This window comes from Pseudoalteromonas nigrifaciens (genome assembly GCF_002221505.1).
Lineage (GTDB): Bacteria > Pseudomonadota > Gammaproteobacteria > Enterobacterales > Alteromonadaceae > Pseudoalteromonas > Pseudoalteromonas nigrifaciens.
Window position 1 is genome coordinate 2,086,839 of sequence record NZ_CP011036.1, and the last position, 24,401, is coordinate 2,111,239.

A 24,401-nucleotide genomic window follows, 5' to 3' on the forward strand; every position below is an offset into this window, starting at 1 on the left:
ACACATCTCAATATTATGCTTTTATCTTTCGAAATTAATTTCACAAGCTTGCAAAGTAGTAAGCTCACCCTTAATGCCAACTAACCTCATAACCCCATTGACGACATTAGCTCATGCTCACTCACAACTTCAGGCATTACTACCGCATCTCTTAGCATGGTTTTCTTTGCGAGTAGTTTGTCTAGGTTCACATCAAACGAATCATATTCTGGGTGTAAAAGGCAGGGTAAGTGAATAAACACAGGTTTTTCTTGACCAATACGATAAACGCGGTCTGTAGCTTGAGCCTCTTTTGCGGGGTTCCAGTGGCGTTCTAAATGAACTACATGGTTTGCACCAACAACCGTTAAGCCAACGCCTGCCGCTACAGGCGACATAATTATAACGTTAAAGCCTTCTTCTGCTTCAAAGTCAGTGATCATCCCTTTACGAGACAGCTGATCTTTTTTTGTAGCAATCGCTTTGCTGTCTCCGTTAATAACATGAATGTTTAGCTCATAAATTTTATCTAAGCATATTTTAAGAACAGCCTGGAGCTTTTTAGTTGTCGCAAAAATAATTACCTTCTCTTGTTTGTTTTTTATATCTGACAATATATCTAACAACATGCGTAACTTTTCAGACTCTTGTAAATTACGCTGTGCCTCTTTGGCATTATTAGGTGGCTGTTTAAAAACCTCATCAAGCCTTGGATGCAAACTAACAGCCCTTAATTGCTGTAATACTGTTAAAGCATGGCCGCCGCCCTGCTCTTTTGCTTTCTCCTTTCTATAATCTTCAACAATTTGGTTGTAGCCAAGCAACTGACCTCCGGTCATATTACGAGCTAACTCTGGAGCAAATGCCATATTGTCAGCCAAGTTTTTATGAATACCTGTTTTTATTGTTTTAGTAGGCATTCCGGTTAGCTCGTCTTCCTTGGTTCGGCGTAACATAAACTGCCCAGCAGCATTACGTAAATCGTTACCAACTTCTAAACGCACCTCTGCTTTTTCTTCCTCATTAGCACTACTTATTGGCTTAATCCAGCGCTCTCTAAAATAGCCCCAATCGCCTAATAGCCCTGGTTGCGCTGTATCCATTAAACACCAAAACTCGCTTAAACTATTTTCAACAGGAGTACCTGTAGCTAGTAATTTAAAATCAGCTTTTAGTGCTTTAGCTGCACGTGTTGCTTGAGTATTTGGGTTTTTAATATTTTGAGCTTCATCAAATATTACAATTCCCCAGTCAATAACACATAAAGAAAATTGGTAATCCCGTAACGTTTGATAAGTCGTAATAACAACACGTCTATCCATATCTAAACGCTTTGTTGCTGCATCAGCCCCAACATGCAAAGCGTAACGAATAGATTTATGATCAGCATGCGAATCATTCATTACCGTCGCAAGCTGCATAGACTCTCGTTCAGCCCCTTGAACTTTAAACTCTTTTAAATCCCTTGATGACTGCAGGACTTTAATATCTCTAAATGGAGAATCTTTAAAAGTAGCTTCAACCTCTTGTTCCCAGTTTTCCAATAAACTAAGTGGAGCGACTATTAATATGGGCTTTTCGGATTTATTGCTTTGCTGCTGCATTGACAAGTACTCAGCCAGCATAACTAACGTCATATAGGTTTTACCAAGCCCCATATCATCGGCTAGTAAAGCCCCTTGCACTCTATACATATCATCATGGTTATCTAATTGAGCTGACTTAAGTAACGACATCATCCAGCTAATGCCAGACTCTTGATGAGGGAAAGGTGTTCGCGCTAAATTAGTTCTGTCAAAACTAATAGATCGGTCTAACTGCGCAACTTTATTTACAATGTCTTGATTATGTTCTTCCGCATCTTTTAGTAACAAGGAGACTTGCTCTTTACGAACCAGAGTATCTTCAACTCCAGGCGTATCTGAGTCATTAGAAGGGTTTGCTAAATTTTCTCTTACCTCTGCGAGTGTTTCACTAACTCGCTGCTCATCGCGTATGTCAATTAACTCATCATCAACAACAACACTATCTGCATTTTGCCCTTTAGCTTGCTGGTAACTTTGCTCAAACGATACAACATCGTCCTCGCATTCAAGCAACTTAACTAAGCGCTCTGGTGGCTCACTGTCTGTATTTGTCGAAAACCAGCCATTACTGCCATCGCTGTCTTGACCAAAAGGAATGTGTACCATTTTGCCAATACCAGCAACTCTCAGAGAAAATCCAAGATCGAGGTTTAAAATAGATGCATCTAAAAAAGCTGAAGGGGTTTTAATAAATTCTGCGACTTTGTGTGCAGGAATGGTTCTATTTTGCAGTACTTCTTTAACAGCTTGTTTTTTATCGTCAGTAAGTAAAACAATGCGATCTTTTATTCGCATTACTTGCCCGTCGCCCTGTAACTGAGCTAAGCGATTTTGTAAGTCTTCAGATGAAGAGCCATCACCAAAGCTTGGGCTAAGCTCTAGGCTACCATCAACTTTTTGATTTGCTGTTACTGTAATATGTTGTGGTTGTACTAAATCAAATTTATCAAAATGTTTTAAATCTAGTTTTAACCCATCTTTAACTGCTTGCTGTAACTTAGCAACTGCCAACACATTATTTAGCTCAGTGCGGTCATCGGGCGTAAGCGACGAATGTTTTTCTACGGCTAAAACAGCATTAAGCTGCTCAGGCGTCATTAAATATTGTGTTTGTTCACTAAAAAAAAGTATCGGTCCTTTTCTTTTTACTGGATATTTTTGCTGCTCAAATTTTGCAAACAACTGCAGCGAAAAGCTACTTTTAGTTGTTCTACCTTGAATATCAACGTCAAAGTCGTTATTAAAAAAAGGCGGTAACCCTAAAACGTCTGCATCTTCTGGGTCTAATAAACATGCTTGCTCACTATCAAGCCTAAAGCCATTAGGCAGTGTTTCAGCAATATGTCTTTCTTCAAGCATTTTAAGTACAACATGCTGAATAAGCTGGCTACCTCCGCCCTCACCTTTGTTTAGGCAATGAAATGTAGCTTCATTAGTGGCAAAATTAACGCCATACGAGTCATATACTAAGGAGTATTTATCGTCCGCTAAATGACTATTTTTATTATTAGGCAAAAGCCCTTTTATCAAACTAACAAGTGACATGTATTTTTAAATCCCTTTTTAATATTCCTAAAGTTCATGCTTTTCTCTGAAGTGGGCTACAGCGAACGGCTCCATAACTCTTCAGAGTTTAAGGTGACCCTACCTTTTGTACGTAAAGAGTAAAGTGCAAAATTTACCTGGTGAACACTTTTGCGAAGCTCAAACTCCTGCGCTAAGATATTAGTAATTGAGTTACTATTTATAGGTTGATGTACATCTAGTACATGCAAAATTAAAGACTCCAGCGATTGAGTGGCTTCCGTTTTTGCTTCTACTTCTATTTCTACTTTTTCTTTTCTTCCTAAAACAGGTAATCCATAACGATTTACATATCTCCTGTATTCGTCTTTATAAAAGAGCTTTTCTAAATCGAGCTCAACACCATTTTGAGTTAAAAAATCAATCGCATTTTTTTGCCAAGAAGTCGGCGAGTGTTGAATTGGCATTAAATCGCCTTTTAGATAGTTCTTTTTATATTCTTGTGGAAAGCTATTTGTTAAAGCAAAATGGTTTAACTCACCCAAAGAGTAATCATTCAACTTATTACTCGGAAGGCCCATATAAATCCATAGCTTAAAGTTATGCGATCCTTCAATGATATGAAAATCACCGCAATCTAAATAAATAATGGAAGTTTGAGCCATTCCTCTAAGCTTTATATAGCTGGTTGTTAAACTCTTTCCTAGCACTCGCTTAACTGTATGCTCCGCTTGGTTTCCAAGCATTAGCCGTGCATTTCGCACAAAGCCATGTTCATACAGCCCTTCTAAAAAGCGCTTACGTGCAGGGAACATTCTATTTAACGCTTCATCACCGGTGTAATTTGCGTACTCTTCAATAGCGCCTAAAAATAACCGCAAGTCTTCTTTGGCAAGCCAGCTTGTCACTGCTTTTACTCTATTCTCACCAATGGGCTTCCACCACTGGCGGTAATTTGTAGCTGTATTAGCAATACGCGGATCGCCAGCTAAATTCAGTACAAAGTTTTGCCATATTTCACTTGGTGCACCAGCAGAGCGGTCAATAATAATTTCAAGCGCTATGTGCCCTATTCGTTTACCTTCTTCAAAAGGCATTGTGGCAACATCTTGTTTTAATAGCTCATGCAGAACATCATGCTGCTCACCAACAGGAATTTCTTTTAGTGTATCCAGGTAATATTGCGCGTGACAAATATCTAAAAAACGCCCTTGCGGCAGCTCGTTTAAGCGTAGTTTTTTTAATTGTTCGTTTAAGTCTAAGTGGTTTTGTTTGGCAAGGTTAACCAAAGCCTTAGGAGCTGTTAAATCAAACAGCCATTTGGCTTGATTAAGCACCGACAAAATTGTGTCACTTGTATTTTTTCGATCTTTTAAGCGTTGCTCTATTTGCTGTTTAAGCCACTGCGTTAATCTGTTAAAAATATTACCATCAACCAGTGCATCAAAATAACGATAAACTAACGAAATTAAATTCATTAACGACGACATACCAAGTTTGGGATGTTTAGCTTGAATGTAATCTATTGTTTCTTCGTTTAATGAGTTTTTTCTTACTTCTTCTTTATCAATCCATAACTGAGTTAAAACACGTACACCTTTTCGCTTAATTAAAATTTGTTTAAGCTTTTCTTTTTGATCGTACATAACGTAGCGATTAATCTGTTGCTCAAGGGCTTTATATTCTTCACCTTGCCCTGCACCGTCGGCAATTTTCTTTGTTTGTGAAGTCAGGCTATTCCACTGCTGTGAAAATCGCTCCCAGCTAAATTCTGAAAGCTGAGGAATAGGAGGTAAAAGCAACATAATTAAGGCATCTCCAAACGGCTTCTTACTGTTTCGTATTCAGCGCTGGTGGGTCTACGAATTGTAAAACGTATATCAATGCGTCTGTTTGATCTAAAATCACTCTCTGTTAGCTCTTCAACAACCATGCGCCTTGTTGCCGCATAGCCACTCACCGAAAAAAGTGGGTTGCCTTCTTTGTTAGTAATACTAGCTAAATCGTGTTGGCTTGGCAGTAACTTACTCCAAAGCTCCCATAACGAAATCGCCCTAAAGGTCGATAAGCCCCAATTACCTTTACCCAGCATACCGTTAAAGTTTTTACTATCGGTGTGCCCTTCAATAAAAATAGTATCGAGGAATTGCTCACGGTTATCTTTATTTATAACCTCAGCTAGCACCTCACCAATTTCAAGTGCAGTGCCTTCAAACTGCGGACTTATATTAAATGCAGCGCTATCAAACCCTAAAATATCGTTAGGAATACTTAATACCGTTTCATTTTCGCTAACCGTAACTTGTATGCCTCGCTTACGCAGTAACTCAGCAGCTTCATGTAATATCGTTTTGCGAACACCCTCAGCCATGTGCAGCATTTCTAGCTCTTGGGTAAATGCTTGTTGTTTATTTTCAAGCTCTTCTTTGGCCTCCATAAGCTCAACCATTAACACAACAGATGCTAAAACAAATAAAATAAGTAAGCCCGACAAAATATCCGAAAACGACATCCAGTAAGGGTTTTCTTCATCAACACTTACTTGGTTGCTTTTAAATACTCGCATTAGCTACGCTCCAATTCATCCACTAAATCAGAAATAGAACTTACTGTACGGCGCATCTGGTCACCAAACTCAAGGGTTGTGGTATTCCAGGTTTCCATACGCTCTTTAACTTGCGTATTTACTTCTGATGAATAGCTGCGTAGCCACTCATTTGTTTGCTTTTCAATATCAGACACTTGCTTAGCTAAAGTATTACTTAGCCCTTCAAACGATGCCTCAACACCACGTATAAACTCACTTTGGTGTGTTTTCATTTCGCTAAAGCCACTTTGAGCTAATTTAGCTGTATTACCAAATTGCTCTGTTGTAGCAACAAGTGAGGTTTCGAGCCCTCTTAGCACTTTAGCTTGTTCAATTACGTGATTCGCTAATCCATCATTTTGAGCTGAAATACCTTTAATAGTGTCGGTCATATCAGCTAAGCGCGTATCAAACAGCTCTGTTGCTTTTAATAAATTGCCCGATAACACCCCAATTTGGTTTGCGCTATTACTTAGGTTTTGGCTACTTGTAGCAGATGACTCCGCAACCGTTTTAAGCTCTCCAATAACGTCTTTATGCTGTGCAATAACCGAATCCATATGTGTTTGCGTACGTTTTACAGCATCAGTCATCGAGGTAAGCATTTGGTCTTGTTGTGCTAGCCACTGACCTAACTGCGATTGTAATTGCTCACGATACTCTGAGTCACGCTTAGAGGCTTCAAGCTGTTGGCTGTTAATCAATGAGCCAAACGTTTCTTCAAGCGTCTTTTGGCGCTGCTCAGAGCTTTGCATAAAGCTTTGTAAACTTGTTTCAAGGCCACTAGTAAACGCCTGTTGCTGCGCCGTTGTTTTTTCGTTTTGGCTAGAAAGCTCATTAACAAATCCACGGTTCGATTCGCCCATAGCGCTTTGTACTTCGGCCATAGAGTCAGAAAGCTTATTAAGCGTTTGCGATTGCTCAGTTAACCAACCACCTAATACCGACTGTAAATTATCTACATGGTTTGCTTCACGCGTCGCTTGGGATTGCTGCTGCGATTCGATCGCCGTAAATAACTTTTGCTCCATAAGCTGTTGGCGTTCTTCACTTTTGCTCAGCATCACTTCGAGTTGCTGATTAAATTGCGATGATGCCCCCGCTTGTTGCTGGGCCATTAGCTCAGCTTGTTTACTGCTTTGCTCAAGCACTGCGCTCATTTGCCCGCTCAGGCTACTTACGGCCTCGTGCATTTGCTCAGTCGACTTTTGTATAAGCTCACCTTGGCCTCTACCTGCCGCTTGCATGCTTTCGGTAAAGTTACTAATTAAATGCTCCAACACGCCGCTGGTTTGTTGGCTGGTATTACTGACTAACGACTGCATAGCAGGTGCCATTACATTATTAAGTGCGTTAGTAAAAGCATCTTGCATGCTGTCACTCACACCCGAAATCGTCTCCTGTAATTTATCACCAATACGCTCATGCAATTCCTTTAAAGCCTCACTGCTATCACTGGTGTTTTTAGAAATATCAACAAGTGATTTTTCAGCAGGCAAGCGCGGATATAAAAAATCAATGCGGTGTTGCACAGCAGTAATATTTCGTATGATTAAACGCTCCGCTATTTTTTCAATAAAGTTGAGCAGTAAGCTCAAACCTACCCCCCATACAGAGGTAACAAAGGCGAAAGCGGCACCACTCATCATGCTGTTTATGCCAACTTTTAATACTTCTATATCCTCACTTCCAATATTAATATCACGCAAACCCATAGTGAGGCCCATAAAGGTACCTAACACACCAATTGCGGTTAAAAATGAGGGGGTAGCCGCTAATAACCTGTTAGATGTAAGCCCAGCAGAAAGGGTTTTATGGTTAAAAAAGTGCTCCGCGTCCAGCGTATTATAAACACGTTGCAAGCGATCATCTTTTACTAAGCTTTCACCAAATTCATGCCACAGGCTGTGCACTATTTTAGATTTTGACGCTTTAGCACGCTCGCTGATAGCCAAGCTATTATCATAAAGCGTAGTAATAGATTCACCATTAATAATGTGCCTAACTTGCTTTACTCGACTATTGCTCTTAACCGTAAGTACAATAATCGAGATCAAAGCAACAACAAACACGGCTATTAATGCAAGCCAAAAAGATACCCCCAATACAGATTGCGGTATCAACCAATGCTCTGATGGCATAAAATCCAACATATTTACTACTCCCTTAGTTTATTGGGTATTACTTATTTTTTGTTATAACTCGCCAGCAAAGGCTTTTTGGCTTAGTGAGTTAAAACCATCTTTATTTAACTTACTAGAATTATTCAACTTTCTCTTAAGCTCATTTATTTTTTCAACAGTATTCGTAAAACGAATTTGTTGTTCTATCGGTGGTAAAGGAATATCTAAATCACGTAATATAGCTAGGTTAATATTTTTTTGAGCCGATTCAGGGGCGTTAGCTTCAAGAATTTTCTGCAAAAAGCTAAGCCAAGTTTGAACATACTCTGTTGTAACTAATTGATTTGGTTTAAACCCGACTACACTGTCAGGGAAACACGCCTCAAAAGTTAAGATACCCGTTTTTGCAATATTTGCCGCAATAGTTATGCAAAGTGTCCCCGCTTTCCATTTTCTACTTTGAGCTAAACCAAAGTCAGAATAAGTTGCACTGTAAGATGTTATATATCCACCAGATTTAGCAACATCACCAGTCTGGATTAACGGATGTTCACCGCCTAATAACTTTGGATCATTTCTTGGCCTATGTTTGGACTTGCCTCTGTCTAATACTCCAACTTCATCAAGTTTCTTAACTTCCCACCCCTTTGGATTAGTGACAGGATCGCCGAACATGTCTAGGAATACGCTGCGTAGGAAGTCGTCGGCGAGTTGGATGGCTTGTTGGCGTTTGCGGCGGATGGCGTCGGCTTTATCTAAAATCGCTGCTATGCGTTTTTGTTCTTCGAGTGGTGGAAGTGGGATTGTTATGCTACGTATAAGTGGCATGTTCAACCCTGCTCTATCTTTATCTCCAGTAATATTTCTAATTTGACGATACTGAGATTTTAAAAAGTAAAATAAGTAATCTGAGAATAACTCTCTTTGGTTATTAGGGTTTATTGAAACAATGGATTGATTACAAGTAGCATTTGATGCTCTCAATAATGCTACTGTCCCACGAGTTTTACCTTGACCATTTAGTGCGATAAGAACGCTATCCTTTGGTAAATATCTTGCGTTTGAGTTCTCTACAGCTAGTTCTGTAATTTTTTTATCACAATCAAAAATCTCACCTTTGTGAATATCCCCTGAAACAATCCAAGGTACAGTTCCATCTTCATAATATTCTGAGATTGTCGTTTTTGGTGTTCCACCAGTCATTAAACTGCAAACATCTCCTATCTTAACCAATGGGCAGCTCACAGCATCCCCTCCAGCTCTTTTAAATCAGCCAGTATTTCATTTTCCAAGCTCACTAATTTACCTAAAATTTCTTTTGGCGGTTCGTATGTTTCTTCCTCGTACACCACTTCTTTGTAGCGATTGATTGAAAGGTCGTATTTATTGCTAACTATGTCGTCTTTACTTACCCAAAAGGCTTTCTGGGTTTTATCATTACTACCACTTGTTGCCTGTGCTTTATCACGGGCTTTAAATTCGCTGATTAGGCTTGGTAAGTCGTTGGTTTTTATTGGAGTACGCTTGTCATCCAAGCTAAAACCATCGGCTTGAACATCGTAAAACCATACGTGATCGGTGCTGCCGCCTTTAGTGAATATAAGTATGGCGGTTGAAACGCCGGCGTAGGGTTTAAACACGCCACTTGGCAGTGAAATTACGGCTTCTAGCTGGTTGTTATCTACCAGCATTTGGCGAAGTTGTACGTGCGCTTTTGATGAGCCAAAGAGTACGCCGTCGGGTACGATAGTGGCCGACTGCCCGCCTACTTTTAACATGCGCTCAATAAGGGCAACAAATAGCAGCTCGGTTTTTTTGGTTTTTACTTTACGTAATAACTCAGGGCATACGTCTTCTTCGTCTAGGCTGCCTTTAAATGGCGGGTTGGCGAGTATTATGTCAAAACCTTCTTTTGCCTTTTGTGGGTAGTGCTCTTTAAAGTTTTGGCTTAGGGTATCTTGATAATGAATGCCCGGTTGTTTAATACCGTGCATTACTAAGTTCATGGCAGCTACGCGTAGCATGGTAGCGTCAAAGTCAAAGCCGTTGAACATGTTTGTATCTATGTGGCTGCGCTGCTCTGGAGTAATTAAATCACCTGAATAGAGACAATTTTCAAGCGGTTTGCCGCTGTCATCAAGCTGTACGTTGCCATCCACATCAAGCACGGGTTCGCGCTCGACGCCCTCGGCTGATGTGTATTTTTGTAACAGGTATTCGTAACTTACCGATAAAAAGCCACCGGTGCCGGTTGATGGGTCACAAATTTGGCTGGTAACGTCTGGGTCCATCATTTCGACCATGGCACGTATAATGTGGCGCGGCGTTCTAAATTGGCCGTTAATGCCTGCGGTGGTGAGTTTGCTAAGCAAGTATTCGTACAAATCGCCTTTGGTGTCGGCGTTTTCAAGCGGGAGATCGTTTACCATTTCAACGGCTTTTACCAACAAGCTTTGCTTTTGAATCATTAATTGCGCGTCTTTCATAAACTCGTTAAATACCGCGCCTTCTGGCGATACGTCGTCTGAGGTTTTTGAAAAAAACGGAAACAGCTCATCTTTAACTAGTTTGTATAACTCTTCTGCGCCTAAATGGCGCAGGTTTTGCCAACGAATGTGTTGCTCTGCGTCGCTAAAGCGGCGGTTAAATGGCTGCTTGGTACGTGCACTTCGTTTTTCGTCGGCTTGCTCGTTCATGTCGAGCATGCGGGCGTACATTAAAAAAGTAATTTGCTCTACTACGGTAAGCGGGTTAGTTATTCCGCCTGTCCAAAATTCTTCCCATAGTTTGTCTATTTTACTTTTTAAAGGTCCGGTGATCATAGTTTTCCTATTTTGAGCGGTTTGTTGCGCTCATTGTATTGGTTAAATTTTATATCATGGTGTCGGATGGTGCTTTGCCTATTCAACATCGTCGGATGGCGCTTTGGCTTATCCAACATCGTCGGATGGCGCTCTGGCTTATCCAACCTACGTTTTGTGCTATTTAATTTTGGCTTAATAAATTTTCGATTAAGCGAATAATGGTGTCTTTTTCTTTAGGGTTTGACTCTGCGACTAATAAGGTTATTGCCGCTAAGCCTGTGTCGTTTATTACGGGTTGATAATTTTCATTTAACAGGCGTTGATTACGATTTAGAAAATCGACAAATAAAAATGCTGCGGTGCGTTTATTGCCATCACTAAATGGGTGGTTTTTAACAACAAAATATAATAAATGCGCCGCTTTACTTTCTATGCTTGGGTAGGCAGGCTCACCAAATACACTTTGATCTAACGCGCCCCAAATTGCATTTAGGCCATTGTTACGCTCTTGTGCAAATAACTTGGTGGCTTCGCCTTTGTTTATAAGGTTTTGCTTAAGCTGTGAAATCGCGATTTTTGCATCATTAAGTGGTGTAAGTGCACCGCCTAATTCCCCTTTTGGTGAATTAAGCAGTCCTTCATCATACTGTTGTAGCCATAAGAAGGTTTGCGTGTAACTGGCAATTATATCTACAAGCCCTGCACCAAACTCACTGTTTTGTGGCAAAACAGCAATACGTTTAACGAGTTGTAATGCGTTATCTAGCTCTGTTGCATTTTGTGCTAATCGCTCTTGGTTTAAAGTGTAGCCTTTTAATAAATGCTGCTTTAATGTTTTAGTCGCCCATTGGCGAAAGCGCGTTGCTTGGGTTGAGTTAACGCGGTAGCCCACGGAAATAATAGCATCAAGATTGTAAAATTTAGTTTTTGATTTTTGTGTTTTCCCAGCTATTGCACCGTGTTCAGTGGTTTGTTCCAAAATGGAACTAACCACTTCTTGCTCCAGTTCACCAGTCTTAAAAATATTAGACAAGTGCTTTGTAATAGCGGGTCGCTTCGTTCCAAATAAATCAGCCATTTGCGCTTGAGACATCCAAAGCGATTCATTTTTAAATTGAATATCAAAAGATAACGAACCATCCGGAGTTTGGTATATAACAACACCTTGATTAGCCATTTACAATCTCACCTCTTTTTCAACAGATTGGTTTTTATCACCCAATTGTACATCAAACTGCTTAATAAATTGCTCTATTACGTCGGCTTGTTGCTGGCTAAATACGCCATCGAGCCCCATGTCGTGTATTTGTGTAAAAGGTGCGTCGTAAAGCTGGGCTATTTCAATAGAGCCGTGGCGAATTAGGTGGTTTTTTAACATACCAATAAAGCGCTGTTGCTTGGCATTAACATGGGTGTGTATTTGCTGCACAAAGGTTGTAAAGCTTTGCTCTATGGCGTTTTTATCCATGCCGACTATGGTACGCAATATTTTGTCTAAGCTAGCGGTTGATTCGGGAAAAAACTCTTTTAATGTATTTAAATCAACACTTGGGTTTTGCGTATGCACTAACGAGCTTAATTGCGCTAAGTCGGCTTCGGTTACTTGTTCGCCATTGCGAATTTTTTGCAGAACGCTGTCGGTTTCAAATAACGGGGTGAGTGTTTTTTCAACCTCTTGTCGGTATATTTGATAATCAATAGAGACTATTTTTGTAAGCCTATCAGCTTCGTGTATTTGGTTTGCGTCTTCTTTTATATCGAGTATAAAGTCACTTTTTGGCGGTGTTATGTCTTTATTACGCAGGTGTATAATACTGCGTAAATTAATGCGGCTTTGCTCAAGCGCTGCATGGGTTAAATACTGCCAATATTGCTCGGTTTGTATTTCTGCTATTGCAGGTGCTTTGCTACGTACTTCGTTTAAGTGCATTTGTAGCGATTCAACTTTGTTCATTACATTTTGTTTAGCTAAATCAATTTGGCTTTCATCGGTAATTAACAGCGTTTGAATGGTGGTTAGCTCAGAATCAAATTTATACGCTTCACTTTGCCCCATAATGTTACGCCATTGCATAAGCGGCGCTACTTCTTCTAGCAACGTTTGTACATCATCAGGGATAAACTGATTAAGGCGTTTTAGGTCTTTAAAGGTTTCGACCACTTGCCAGTTGTCGCGCACCGATATTGATTCCATTGGCAGTAAGCAAATATCGTCGTGAATTAATTTTATTGTTTGATCAAACACATCCATATTGGCTTTTTTGAGGGCGGTTTGTGCAAGGGTTACCCGCGCTTCAAATAGCTTTTGCAGTAACGATTTAGCTTGTTTTACGTCTTCTTCTTCTGGGTTTTCATCAAAGTATTCAAAATTTGCCCAGTGGTCGAATATTAAAAAGTGAGTTTTGTGCTTGCCAGGGCCATATAGGTTTTCGCATAAGCGTGTGCCACGGCCAATCATTTGCCAAAACTTTACTTTTGATTTTATGGGTTTGGCAAATACAAGGTTTACACATTCTGGTACGTCTATGCCGGTGTCGAGCATATCGACCGATACGGCTATGCGTACGCTGTTTTCGTCGCTTGATTTAAAGTCGTCTATTAGCTCTTCAGCGCGTTCGTACTTTGAGTGAATAACGCGGCAAAAATTAGCACCATGCTGCGGGTAAAGCTCGCTAAACAACTGCGCCATTAATTCGGCGTGAGCTATGTTACGGGCAAATATAATAGTTTTACCTGGTAGCTGACCGTCTTTATCGCGCAGGCCTTTTTCCATTAAGTTACGTAGTATTAGCCTGTTGGTGTCTTTATTTTTAATGGCTTCGTCTATTTGTTTTGCGTCAAAGTCGAGCTCGTTCGGATCAATCCCTTGCTCTTCTAGTTGGGCTATTTGCTCATCGGTTAGGTTATCTTTTTTAATGCCTTCGCGTAAAAATTGTGTGGTGTAACTTACAATTTTGTAAGGGACTAAGTTGCCTTGTTCTATGGCGTCTTCAAGTGGGTAATTGGCTGTTGGCATTTTGTAATCACAGCTAAACAAGTCACAGGTTGAGCGCGATACCATTTCAACCGGCGTGGCGGTTAAGCCCACTTCTAGCGCGTCAAAGTATTTAAAAATATCACCATAAATATTATAAATTGAACGGTGCGATTCATCGGCTACTATTAGGTCAAAGTGGCCTACGTCGTACTTGTTCATTATACGCAGCATGCCTGGGTAGGTTGCTATAAAAACACGCGCACTTGCTGCGGTGTTTTTAGCGCTTTTGCCTACAATGTGTACTGGCTCTTTGGTGTGTTCAGTAAAGGCATTACCCGCTTGTTTACGTAGCTCTTTTCGATCACATAAAAATAGTACGCGCTTAGCCCAACCTGCATCGAGCAGCCGTTTGGCAAGGGCAATAGATACGCGTGTTTTACCTGTGCCGGTTGCTTGCACAATAAGCGCTTTGCGGTGTTTATCACTAAAGCGCTCACACACACGGGTTATGGTTTCCATTTGATACAAACGCCCTGCTACTGCGGTATCTATTGGCGTGGTGTTTAGCTCTTTTTTAAGCGTGCGTTGCTTTATTAGGTATTGCAGGGAATCTTTTGAGTAGTAACCGTATAAACCACGGCTATTATAACCTTGCGCGTCATCAAGAATTTTTATATCCCAGCCGTTTGAATAAAAAATAACGGGGCGTTGACCATATTGCTTTTCGAGCGCGTTGGCATAAAGCGTTGCTTGCTGGCGGCCTTTTTCGATATTTTCGCGGGTGCGTTTTGCCTCAATTACGCCAAGTGGCTTGCCATCGTCATCCCATAATACGTAATCAACATAACCTATGCCTGTTGTTGTAGGTTGATCTGTTACTTTTACTTCTTTGCCAACGTCTTCTGTTGATTTGTCGTCAAGTGCTACATTCCAACCTGCATTACGCAGGTCTAAGTCGATAATGCGTTTACGGGTTTCATCTTCGTTAAAGTTAAAACTTGAGTTAACAATTTGCTCATTGCGGGTTTTAACCTGGTTAAGCTTTTCTGCATCAATAGTTTGTTTTAGTTTTGCTGTTTGCTGCTGGGCTTGTTTTTGTGCAAGCTCTGCGGCTTCTAGTTCGTCAAGCGCGCGTTTTAAACGGGCTTGATTTTCGGCTAATTGTTGAGTGAGTTGCTTGTTCTTTTTAGCAAACTGGGCATCGCTTTGATTGCTAGGTTGTGTTTGCTCAGGCGCTTTAAACTCTGGGCATTCTTGTTGCGTGCCATTGGCATAAGCCATAAACAAATAAGAGGCTACAAAGTAGCTTTCTTTTAATATCCAAATAGCTTGTTGTTGATCTACTTTGCCTTCATGCGCGGCTTGGTTGCCGCTTTTACGTATGGCATGGAGCTTATCGGTTATTAAACGCGGCACGGCACTGGTAAAGTCGTCGGCGGTGAGTTTATCGAAAATGTTAGACGTTGGTAAAACAGGTAAGCTAAGCTCTTTGTATAAGTAGCCTACTACTTTTTCGGCAAAGCAACGCAGCTTAACCAATGAGCTTTGCGGATCGGTAATCGCATAGTCTTCTGCAAAAGCGGCTAACTGGTGTAGCTCTGGCCACTTAGATTGAATATGTTCAAAGTTCATTGACTGCTTCATTCCTGATTACTTCCTTATCAACTAATTTACCATGCGTTATTATTTTTATGCGTTTGCAAGCTTGAGAATATTAAGCTGTTATATTTATTTTTATGTTACTTGTTGCTGCACTTAACCAATAGCTTGTTTCAAAGCTTTGGTTATTAGAGTCAATCGCTACTTTTTTAGCAAGCTCGTTTGGTAACACCTTATTTATTTTATTGTTTATGCGGCTGCGCGTTTGTTGCACAAAGGTTTTTTCCATTACTTTCAAATCATTGTATAAACCATCTCTGAAATCTTCGGGCTCTATGCCAAACGTATCGCGGAATATACGTAAATCACTACTATTTTGCTGTAAAAGCATGAGATATTCTTTGCTGTAACGCAAAGACTCTTCAAAATCACGACCCACAACTAGCTTTTTATGTTCACTTTGGCTGTATTGGTTTAACCATAAATAAAAGGCGGTTTCTTTTGCGGTAAGTTTAATTTCGATACCTGCAAAGGTGAGCGTTTTTGCTTTTGCGTTTACTTCAAGGGTTAAATCTTTTTTATGAGCTGAGTTTAAGCTTGCTACTGTTTGGCTAAACGATGCACTTTGCATTGAAGCAATTAGAGTTTCGTCTATAGATTGGCGCATTCGTACAAAGGGTATTTCGGCAAGGGTTACCTTTGCATTAATACAATTGACCTGCGTGCCGTTTTTACCATCAATAATATGGTCATAAGGTGTTGGGTAGTAAAAGTCTCTGACAAATTCAAATTCGTTATTCACAAATACATGACTGAGCGAATCTTGCTCACGGCCTAATAATGACATGGCATAGCCTAAATAAAACGCCATTGTTTTACGTCCACCAGCAATAGATGCATGAATACTAATATCGTTTTTATTGGTAAGTTCAAACACTTTACGGGTAATAAAGTCGGCCATGTAAGTTTGTTCTATTTCAGATTTAGCATCATTAATAGGTTGGCCTTCATCGTCTTCTATTAGCCAAATATTTTCATCGGGGAGTTTAATATCAGGAAGTTTATAATCTGCTATTAATTTAGCTAAATGACCTTGCTCAAATAATCCATTAGTAAGCATTGGCTTTGTGCTTTTTGTAGTAATAACAAAAATCTCTTCGGGAATAGGCTTACCCTGCTGATAAAGCGCAAAAAGAGTTTCGGTTAATACTTGTGGGCTTGCACCAGTAACTATTAGTAGAATATTTTTCATCAAGAATCCTTTCGTATGAGATTGTTATATCTTATCCCAAAGGCTGCTTAAGTGAAACTAGAAGTGCTTATGTTATTGAGTTAATTAATTTATATTGTATTTTTTAACATCATTTTGTTAACTTTAAATAAGTTGTTACCTATTTAAAGTTAACACTATTTTGGTATAACTATTTTTTGTTTGCTTTTTTAGCCTGTTTTTTAGCTATTTTTTGCTTTTGACGATTAACTTGTTTAAATGTTGTTGTTTGGCTAATAAAGGAATTATCTCGCATTAGTGCCTTGCCTACAGGAAGCTTTAAAAATTGTTTAGCTTTTTCATATCCTAATTGGGCCGACTCTTTTATTAACGCTTTTAGCCCAAAGCTGCATTTTACTTTGCCACAACTTGCTAGCTCTTCTTTCATCAGCATTGCTATTTCAAACTGAATTTGTGCTTTTAGTTTTATATTTTTTTCTAACTTTATTGCGACACAACCAATCTCTATAGCGGTTACTCTGTGCGCAGTGTGTTCTTTTAATATGCTAAATAACCGAGTTTGGTAATACACTGTACCCGGCAAATTTTTATAAGTATTAATAAGCTCGCTAACTACATTTAATCTTGGTGTTTTACCCCAGTAACCAAAGTAATCACAAAATGCTTTTAAATATTGATACCCTGGTGCTTGCGTTGCTTGAGCTGTAATTAACGCCGTACGAGCTCGTTTTTTTGCCAAATCGTTTTCTTTATCTGTTAGCCATAATTCGAGTTTATTTGCAGCATCGATAGTAAATGAGTTAATTTCTTTATACTCAACCCCCTGCTTAACCCAATGATTATAAATACTATCATCTGATCTATAGTGTTTTTTCTGCAAAGCAACAATAGCTTGATGATAACCATGCTTTGCAGACTCCTCACAAAAAGTCCATGCCCTTTTAGGCTGACCTATTACACTTAAATAATTAGCATATAAAAAGTATGATTCACCCGTAGTGCATTCTTTTATAGCCTGTTTATAACAATACTCTGCATTTATAGTTTTAGACTCTTCTAAAAATTTTTGCTCGTATGCTTGTGCATATAATTGCCACGTACCTGAAGCATTTAATGAATGCGCCCGAGATAACCAATACTCTAAATCTTTTTTATTTAGTGTGTTATACGCTTTTTTATTTGTTTTATTACTCAAAGTAGATACTTGATTTTTTATTGAAAGCAATTGCGAATACGCTTGCTCGGCAATTGCTAAATTTGCTTGGGGGCATCCATTTAAAGCAAGGTTTACATTAGAAACGGTATTTTCTAAAACAGGCTCTTGCCATATAGCCTGCTCTCCTAGCTCATTTGCTAAATTAAAGTAAGAAAACTGAGCTAGTTCAAAAGTAGCCTTTAGTGTTTGCTTTACTTGTGTACGACTACAACTAACAACTGAACGCCAACTCCCTTCCCACTCCTGAGATGCATGAACCCCATGATTAGTGCTTGTTCTTATTAGGCTTAACTCATCAATAATATAAGTTGGAACCGTAGATGAAAGCTTTAACTGATTTATTTTTTGACTAAGATCTGAATTTTTAGCTAACTTTAAATTAAAAAACTGTGCTGTTTGATGGCACCAAACCTCAGCAAACAAGCGAGCTTTGAGTAAAGCGCAACTATGGTCGGTTGAATAATAATATTCCATTTCGTTTGCTAAACGATATAGTTCCGGAAAAGTTGATTTAATAAATTCAAAATTGGTGATCGAAACTGAATGAGTTGTTTGTTGCATTGTTAACATTATTTAAGCCTTGTGTACTTTAAGGCCTTTAATATTAAATTAAAAAATTTATTAAAGAGGATCGCAAGCTTGCAAAGTAGTTTTAACTATTTTGTTTAATACAAGGAAATATCATTCATAGCATACTTATTTATGTTTGCCGTACTGCTTTAGAAGACTCAAAACATGCCTTAGAAATAAAATGATCTTTACTTTTAAAGTTTATTTAACGTGCTTTTCGTCCCCACATTGTTATTTTTAAATTTATTGTGCTCAACCACTGCTGATCTAAAAGCCTTTTTATAAAACTTTAAATACCATTTTTTACAGGGATCTATCTCGGCTAATTCTCGTACTATACTATTTGGGCTATTAGTATAGTATTGAGTGATCAGTGTATTTTGTTTTCATTCTAAATAATCATTAAAGGAGCAATTGTATGAGTGATAAAAGATGTCCTTTTGACCATACCCCTCTCACCACTAACAGCGGTGCGCCTGTTGTTGATAACCAAAATAGTATGACCGCTGGTAAGCGTGGGCCATTACTTGCTCAAGACGTTTGGCTAAATGAAAAGCTGGCAAATTTTGTGCGCGAAGTTATTCCAGAACGCCGTATGCATGCAAAGGGGTCTGGCGCGTTTGGCACATTTACTGTTACTAACGACATTAGTAAGTATTCTTGTGCAAAAATATTCAGCGAAGTTGGTAAAAAAACCGAAATGTTTGCTCGATTTAGTACGGTTGCTGGTGAACGTGGCGCTGCTGATGCTGAGCGTGATATTCGTGGGTTTGCATTAAAGTTTTATACCGAAGAAGGCAATTGGGATATGGTTGGTAATAATACCCCTGTATTCTTTTTACGTGATCCTCTTAAATTCCCAGATTTGAATAAAGCGGTAAAGCGCGATCCTCGTACTAATATGCGCTCTGCAACTAACAATTGGGACTTTTGGACTTTATTACCTGAAGCGCTCCATCAAGTAACGGTTGTAATGAGTGATCGTGGTATACCTGCCTCGTATAGACATATGCATGGTTTTGGCTCACACACCTATAGTTTGTGGAATGAAGCCGGGGAGCGCTTTTGGGTGAAATTTCATTTTCGTACACAACAAGGTATTAAAAACTTAACCGATGCAGAAGCTGCTGAAATAGTTGCTATGGATCGTGAAAGTAATCAAAAAGATTTATTTGAATCGATTGAGCGCGGCGACTTCCCTAAATGGAAAATGTATGTGCAAATTATGCCTGAAGCCGAAGCTGATAACGTGCCGTATCACCCTTTTGATTTAACTAAAGTATGGCCTAAAGGTGATTACCCACTGATTGAAGTAGGTGAGTATGAGTTAAATAAAAACGCTGATAACTACTTTGCTGACGTAGAGCAAGCTGCTTTTGCACCGAGTAATTTAGTACCTGGAATTGGTGTATCACCCGATAAAATGCTACAAGCCCGTTTAATTAACTACGCTGATGCACAGCGCTACCGTGTAGGCGTGAATCATAATCAAGTGCCGGTAAATCAACCTCGCTGCCCTGTTAATAGCAATGCGCGCGATGGACAAGGCCGTGTTGATGGTAACTATGGCGCAAGGCCACACTACGAACCGAATAGCTTTGGCCAGTGGCAAGAGCAGTCACAATATGTTGAACCGCCACTTAAAATTAATGGCGATGCTAAACATTACGACTTCCGTGAAGACGATAGCGACTACTTTAGTCAGCCACGCGCTCTTTTTAACATAATGAATGATGAGCAAAAACAAGCGCTATTTAGTAATACGGCGGCACAAATAGGTGATACCTATGACTTTATTAAATATCGTCATATTCGTAACTGTAATCGGTGCGATCCTGCCTATGGTGAAGGTGTTGCTAAAGCCCTTGGGATGACTGTTGCTGATGCAATAAAAGCACGTGAAACAGACCCTGCAAAACACTTACCTGGCTGCTTATAAACTATTAGTTATATCTAAATTTTGCTATTACAGCTAGAAACACAGTTTTAATAAGCAAGGATGCTTTGTTATATTTGCTGCCCTTAAAGGGCAAATAATTTTATTGGCTTAATAGTGTAACCCGGTCTATTTGTGAGTTTTATGCTAAAACGCAGTTATTGCTAGCTGGCTTTTCTAACAAAAAGCCAGCTAATTACAGCAGTAATAAATGTGGTTAACCTTAATCTGTGGTTTAATTTATATAACCCATTTAAATAATGCACTTATATATTCTCCCTTATACCAGTTCCACTACATAATTAACCTTCTCTATTCATGACAGCTAATCATAAAAAATTCAAAACCGTTTTTCTGCTCACTTAAGTCTTGATTAAAGCCAGCCGACACATATAAAAAGCCATCATTTGCTACAAGCTGTTTAAGCTTATTTACACTATCAGAAAAGTCATCCATAAAATTAGTCTCGGAGTTTTCAAGCAACTTTTTATGCCCAAATAAAGCCTTTGGTGTGTACTGATTTGATTTAACAAATTCAGTTAACGTATCTTGATTAGAAAAGGTTTTAAAACCATGTTTACACTCGGCTAAAAATGCTAATAAATCCGCAAAGTCAACTTCAACAAATGTTGACTCTTCCATTACCCGAATAAAGGTTAAAATTAAATCATTTGAAAAAGTATCACCAAACTGACTTTTAATTGACTCTGTTATGTCATTTTTAACTTCAAGCGGGAACGCTTTATAACTTTTCATACTAAACTCCTTTTATTTATATATTTAACTCATGGCTTTAAATAAACCATGTATTTAATCGCTAAATTTTTAATTGCTTATAAATGCATTTTTAAAGTGTTGAATAGGCTACCTCAAACCACAGCATTATGCCTTAGATTTATTTGTAAATAAGATTGATTAATAAATGCGTTTTTGTTTGCAATAATACGCTAGGTATTTATCAATAGAGAAATGTATATCAATACCTTACATGAAAAGTGAAGCCAATTTGACAAGCTTCTTGAAGGGAGTTATCTTACCAATTAGTATTATAAAATTACCAATTAACTTACGATTACAAAGTAGGCGTAAAGTAGCCTTATTAATTTTCTATTGTGGCAACATTATGAATTTACAACAATTTAAATCAGAGGATATGAAAATGAAAAGGCGCAGACGTTTTTGGACAATTGTTGAAAAATTAGAAGCCGCGATAGCTCAAGGTATTTATCCTGTAGGTACACGGTTACCAGCAGAGCGTGAGTTAGCCGAAATTCACCAAGTAAGCCGCCCGACTATACGCGAGGCAATTATTGCACTTGAAGTTAGAGAGCGCGTTGAAGTAAAAACGGGATCTGGTGTTTTTGTTACTGACACTAAAAAGTCAGAAAGCTTCGCTAAACCAATTAGTGCATTTGAGCTAACTCAAGCCCGTGCTTTGGTTGAAGCCGAGGCTGCAGCACTGTCTGCTGCAACGATACAAAGTGAAGAGTTGGCGTTGTTAAAACAAACACTTGATGACATGCGCATTGCTGAAACCGCGAATTCAGCCGATCAACGTTTTCATGAAATTATTGCGCAATCAACCCGTAATAACGCTATTGTTTTAACAATTAATAATCTTTGGAAGTTGAGATTAACCGAACCTGAAATTATCTCGGCTCATGAAGATGTTTGTTCGCAAAGTAACGAGCAACGAATACAAGAACACACTGCTATATACGAAGCAATTGCATCGCATGACTCATCAGCAGCAAGAAAAGCAATGCATAACCACTTTAACCGATTAATTAATGCATTATTTGCAGCCAGTGAAGCTAAAGCGCTTGAAGAGATAAAACGTAAAACAGATGAAACGCGTGGATTGTATTCTATTACCCATTTAACCCACTAAGTTAGTTTGTTCACCAAATAAAAAAGGCTCTAAATTAGAGCCTTTTGTGTGTTAATTGCTTTAAATTAGAACTTAAAGCTCATACCTAAGAATAAGCGTGGCCCGTAGTCATTCACTTCACCTAGGTTACCCTCAACAAAGTAGTCTTGTGATTTAGGTGCACTAAATAAGTTAATTGCCTCTGCTTTAATTCTAATGTGCTCATTAATTTTATAAGATGCGCGCATTTCCCACACTCCTACCCCGTCAACATAACGTAAGCGAGTACCATTAGATGTGTAAGGTTGGAAGTATTCGCTACGGTATTTGTAAATAACCGCGGTATCGAATCCACCAATTTGCTAGTACAACTGGCTACTAAATACATGCTTAGAGAAGCCAGGTACTGAAGCTGGTGGAATAATACCTGCTTGCAGTTGAGTTGAATTTCCATCTACATCAGTTTCATACGTGTCGCCTAATAATTTAAGGAACTAATATTAATTAAATTTAACAAAGCTCTCAGAAAAGCTATGCCGGTTAGATGCGCTTTCTTACAGATATAATAAACCTAAATTTAATTTAATAAGAAATGAAAACAATGACTTAAACTAACTATACCTAAGCAACTATGAAAGCCACGGTATTGTTTTTATAGGATAAAGCTATATTGCCAAGCGTTTGATTATTGAAGCTATAAATTGCTAATTTAAAAATATAAGCTAAGTAGAGGTTACAAAGCGAAGTAGTGCTTATCATTTTATACTGAATGCTATTGCTAGGTATTAGGTATTAGGTGCTATGGCGGGTATTCTGATTTATTCACTAAGAAAGTAAGTCATACTTTAACATTACAAATGTTAAAGTTAAACGCTTTGGCTGTTGTTTAAATCAATGTTAGATTAATTGGTTACTTATAAAAAATGAAACCGCTAGAAATATATCAAAACGGTTTCATTGGTTAAATTATATTAAAGTAAGTGTATTAACCAAATACTTTCATACGTTCTTCAACCGGTTTAAACTCCTTGTCGCCTGCTGGCTGATCGATAGCGCCAAATACCATTTGTGCATTTAATTCCCAGTCTGCAGCTATGTTCCACTCATCTGCAACTTTTTGATCGATAACTGGATTATAATGTTGCAGGTTGGCACCAATATCTAAGCTAGCCAATGCTGTCCAAATCGCATACTGATGCATAGCGCTGCTTTGTTGTGCCCAAATTGGAAATTTGTCAGCATACAAAGGTGCAGCTTCTTGCATGTTTCTTACTACGGCTTTGTCCTCGAAGAACAATACCGTACCTGCACCGGCTCTAAAGCCTGCAATTTTATTTTTAGTACCTTGAAATTTTTCGTCGTCACCAACGATAACTCTAAGCGTTTCTTCAGTAATGTCCCACAGTTTGTGATGCTCATCACCAAACAAAACGACGATACGTGCCGATTGTGAGTTAAAAGCTGATGGCGTATGCAAAACCGCGTGCTCAACAAGCTTAACTACTTCTTCGTTAGAAACTGGCAACTGATCGCTTAGAGCATAGATAGAGCGACGCTTCTGTGCTAATTGTTGTAGATCTTTTAAGTTTGACATTTTCAATTCAGACATGAGTATCTCCTGTGGTTGTTCAAATATTTAAGTAATTAAAAAACTAATCTATTTACAGTTACTTACCTAAAAGTAACCAAAAACCGAGCACTAACAATAAATAATTCATTATCTTTAAAAATAACACTTTATCCAGTACTTCATTAATTTTTACCCCTAACCAATTACCTACAAATGCCAGTGGGAAAAAGGCCAGTGCAGTTAAAATTGTCTCACCCGTTAACAAGCCGAACGATAAAGCTGCAATAAGTTTTATTACATTCATCATTGCGAAAAATATCGCCGCGGTAGCAACAAACTTACCCGGAGTAAGCCCTATCGCTGTGAAATAAATAATAATGGGTGGCCCACCCGCATGCACTAAACTGCTGGTAATACCGGAGAACATGGACATTATCCCCGCGCCAATTTTATTATTGAGAATTTTAAGCGAGCTTTTTTTAAAGAAAATATTTTTAATTGAAAAAACAATACATATTAAGGCGATTATCAAGCGTAAGTGCTTTGCATTAATAACGTCTATAATTAAATAAGCAATGAGCACACCTACTATTGCCCCAGGAATTAGGGGCAGAAATAGTTGATTGTCCCATTTTCGCCAGTAACTTCTTACGCTTAACATGTCGCCAATAATTAATAGTGGCAGCATCAGTGCAATGGCTTGCGCTGCTGGCAATTTTAGCATTAGCAGCGGCACGGCAAACACGCCTAATGCCCCTGCAAATGCTGATTTTGAAACACCGATTAACACAACAACAGCTGCTATTAAAACAAGTGTTGTAATATCCAT

General features: G+C 38.9%; 15 protein-coding genes and 1 pseudogene. 2 read left to right on the plus strand and 14 right to left on the minus strand.

Annotation, left to right across the window (positions count from 1 at the left end; all coding sequences use genetic code 11):
• Positions 1-86 precede the first annotated feature (86 nt).
• The 10 genes from PNIG_RS10050 to PNIG_RS10095 form a co-directional block, all read right to left on the minus strand.
• A complete protein-coding gene (locus PNIG_RS10050; protein ID WP_089368401.1) occupies positions 87-3,110 on the minus strand; it encodes a DEAD/DEAH box helicase in 3,024 nt (1,007 codons plus the stop codon).
• Positions 3,111-3,166: 56 nt separating this feature from the next.
• Complete coding sequence (locus tag PNIG_RS10055) at positions 3,167-4,894, minus strand: EH signature domain-containing protein (RefSeq protein ID WP_089368402.1); 1,728 nt, start codon at positions 4,892-4,894, stop codon at positions 3,167-3,169.
• Positions 4,895-4,896: 2 nt separating this feature from the next.
• Positions 4,897-5,655 carry an OmpA/MotB family protein gene (locus PNIG_RS10060; protein ID WP_089368403.1) on the minus strand — a complete coding sequence of 253 codons (759 nt, stop codon included), beginning with the start codon at positions 5,653-5,655 and terminating at the stop codon, positions 4,897-4,899.
• Positions 5,655-7,829, minus strand: coding sequence for an anti-phage ZorAB system protein ZorA (gene zorA, locus PNIG_RS10065; protein ID WP_089368404.1), 2,175 nt, complete (start codon positions 7,827-7,829; stop codon positions 5,655-5,657). Before zorA ends, PNIG_RS10060 begins: the two co-directional genes overlap by 1 nt.
• 42 nt (positions 7,830-7,871) lie before the next feature.
• Positions 7,872-9,002, minus strand: a complete 1,131-nt coding sequence (locus PNIG_RS10070; protein WP_115121819.1) for a restriction endonuclease subunit S — start codon at positions 9,000-9,002, stop codon at positions 7,872-7,874.
• Between the two features lie 38 nt (positions 9,003-9,040).
• Positions 9,041-10,621, minus strand: a complete 1,581-nt coding sequence (locus PNIG_RS10075) for a type I restriction-modification system subunit M (protein ID WP_089368406.1) — start codon at positions 10,619-10,621, stop codon at positions 9,041-9,043.
• Positions 10,622-10,784: 163 nt separating this feature from the next.
• Positions 10,785-11,780 (minus strand): virulence RhuM family protein/type II toxin-antitoxin system death-on-curing family toxin, encoded by a 996-nt coding sequence (locus PNIG_RS10080; protein ID WP_089368407.1) that lies wholly within the window; start codon positions 11,778-11,780, stop codon positions 10,785-10,787.
• The gene (locus PNIG_RS10085; RefSeq protein ID WP_089368408.1) at positions 11,781-15,224 is read right to left on the minus strand and encodes a type I restriction endonuclease subunit R; all 3,444 of its coding nucleotides are present in this window, start codon (positions 15,222-15,224) and stop codon (positions 11,781-11,783) included.
• A 70-nt stretch (positions 15,225-15,294) separates the two neighbouring features.
• Positions 15,295-16,431 (minus strand): CRISPR-associated ring nuclease Csm6, encoded by a 1,137-nt coding sequence (gene csm6, locus PNIG_RS10090; protein ID WP_089368409.1) that lies wholly within the window; start codon positions 16,429-16,431, stop codon positions 15,295-15,297.
• A 169-nt stretch (positions 16,432-16,600) separates the two neighbouring features.
• The gene (locus tag PNIG_RS10095) at positions 16,601-18,196 is read right to left on the minus strand and encodes a hypothetical protein (protein WP_089368410.1); all 1,596 of its coding nucleotides are present in this window, start codon (positions 18,194-18,196) and stop codon (positions 16,601-16,603) included.
• A 418-nt stretch (positions 18,197-18,614) separates the two neighbouring features.
• On the opposite strand from PNIG_RS10095, the gene PNIG_RS10100 reads away from it, so the two are divergent.
• Positions 18,615-20,135 carry a catalase gene (locus tag PNIG_RS10100; protein ID WP_089368411.1) on the plus strand — a complete coding sequence of 507 codons (1,521 nt, stop codon included), beginning with the start codon at positions 18,615-18,617 and terminating at the stop codon, positions 20,133-20,135.
• A 309-nt stretch (positions 20,136-20,444) separates the two neighbouring features.
• On the opposite strand, the gene PNIG_RS10105 is transcribed toward PNIG_RS10100, so the two are convergent.
• A complete protein-coding gene (locus tag PNIG_RS10105; RefSeq protein ID WP_089368412.1) occupies positions 20,445-20,888 on the minus strand; it encodes a hypothetical protein in 444 nt (147 codons plus the stop codon).
• Between the two features lie 403 nt (positions 20,889-21,291).
• On the opposite strand from PNIG_RS10105, the gene PNIG_RS10110 reads away from it, so the two are divergent.
• Entirely contained in the window at positions 21,292-22,023 is a 732-nt protein-coding gene (locus PNIG_RS10110; RefSeq protein WP_089368963.1) for a FadR/GntR family transcriptional regulator, read from the plus strand.
• 65 nt (positions 22,024-22,088) lie between these two features.
• On the opposite strand, the pseudogene PNIG_RS10115 reads toward PNIG_RS10110, so the two are convergent.
• From PNIG_RS10115 to PNIG_RS10125, 3 genes and pseudogenes are all read right to left on the minus strand, one after another.
• Positions 22,089-22,487, minus strand: a pseudogene (locus tag PNIG_RS10115) (TonB-dependent receptor); the annotation flags it as partial.
• 500 nt (positions 22,488-22,987) lie between these two features.
• Positions 22,988-23,611 carry a nitroreductase family protein gene (locus PNIG_RS10120; protein ID WP_217896478.1) on the minus strand — a complete coding sequence of 208 codons (624 nt, stop codon included), beginning with the start codon at positions 23,609-23,611 and terminating at the stop codon, positions 22,988-22,990.
• A gap of 58 nt (positions 23,612-23,669) precedes the next feature.
• A complete protein-coding gene (locus PNIG_RS10125; RefSeq protein WP_089368413.1) occupies positions 23,670-24,401 on the minus strand; it encodes a sulfite exporter TauE/SafE family protein in 732 nt (243 codons plus the stop codon).

Coding starts and splice junctions, on each gene's coding strand:
- PNIG_RS10085 (WP_089368408.1), bottom strand. CDS start 15,224: ATGAAGCAGTCAATGAACTTTGAACATATTCAATCTAAGTGGCCAGAG.
- PNIG_RS10060 (WP_089368403.1), bottom strand. CDS start 5,655: ATGCGAGTATTTAAAAGCAACCAAGTAAGTGTTGATGAAGAAAACCCT.
- PNIG_RS10055 (WP_089368402.1), bottom strand. CDS start 4,894: ATGTTGCTTTTACCTCCTATTCCTCAGCTTTCAGAATTTAGCTGGGAG.
- PNIG_RS10075 (WP_089368406.1), bottom strand. CDS start 10,621: ATGATCACCGGACCTTTAAAAAGTAAAATAGACAAACTATGGGAAGAA.
- PNIG_RS10110 (WP_089368963.1), top strand. CDS start 21,292: ATGAAAAGGCGCAGACGTTTTTGGACAATTGTTGAAAAATTAGAAGCC.
- PNIG_RS10120 (WP_217896478.1), bottom strand. CDS start 23,611: ATGTCTGAATTGAAAATGTCAAACTTAAAAGATCTACAACAATTAGCA.
- PNIG_RS10125 (WP_089368413.1), bottom strand. CDS start 24,401: ATGGATATTACAACACTTGTTTTAATAGCAGCTGTTGTTGTGTTAATC.
- PNIG_RS10080 (WP_089368407.1), bottom strand. CDS start 11,780: ATGGCTAATCAAGGTGTTGTTATATACCAAACTCCGGATGGTTCGTTA.
- csm6 (WP_089368409.1), bottom strand. CDS start 16,431: ATGAAAAATATTCTACTAATAGTTACTGGTGCAAGCCCACAAGTATTA.
- PNIG_RS10095 (WP_089368410.1), bottom strand. CDS start 18,196: ATGTTAACAATGCAACAAACAACTCATTCAGTTTCGATCACCAATTTT.
- zorA (WP_089368404.1), bottom strand. CDS start 7,829: ATGTTGGATTTTATGCCATCAGAGCATTGGTTGATACCGCAATCTGTA.
- PNIG_RS10100 (WP_089368411.1), top strand. CDS start 18,615: ATGAGTGATAAAAGATGTCCTTTTGACCATACCCCTCTCACCACTAAC.
- PNIG_RS10070 (WP_115121819.1), bottom strand. CDS start 9,002: ATGACTGGTGGAACACCAAAAACGACAATCTCAGAATATTATGAAGAT.
- PNIG_RS10050 (WP_089368401.1), bottom strand. CDS start 3,110: ATGTCACTTGTTAGTTTGATAAAAGGGCTTTTGCCTAATAATAAAAAT.
- PNIG_RS10105 (WP_089368412.1), bottom strand. CDS start 20,888: ATGAAAAGTTATAAAGCGTTCCCGCTTGAAGTTAAAAATGACATAACA.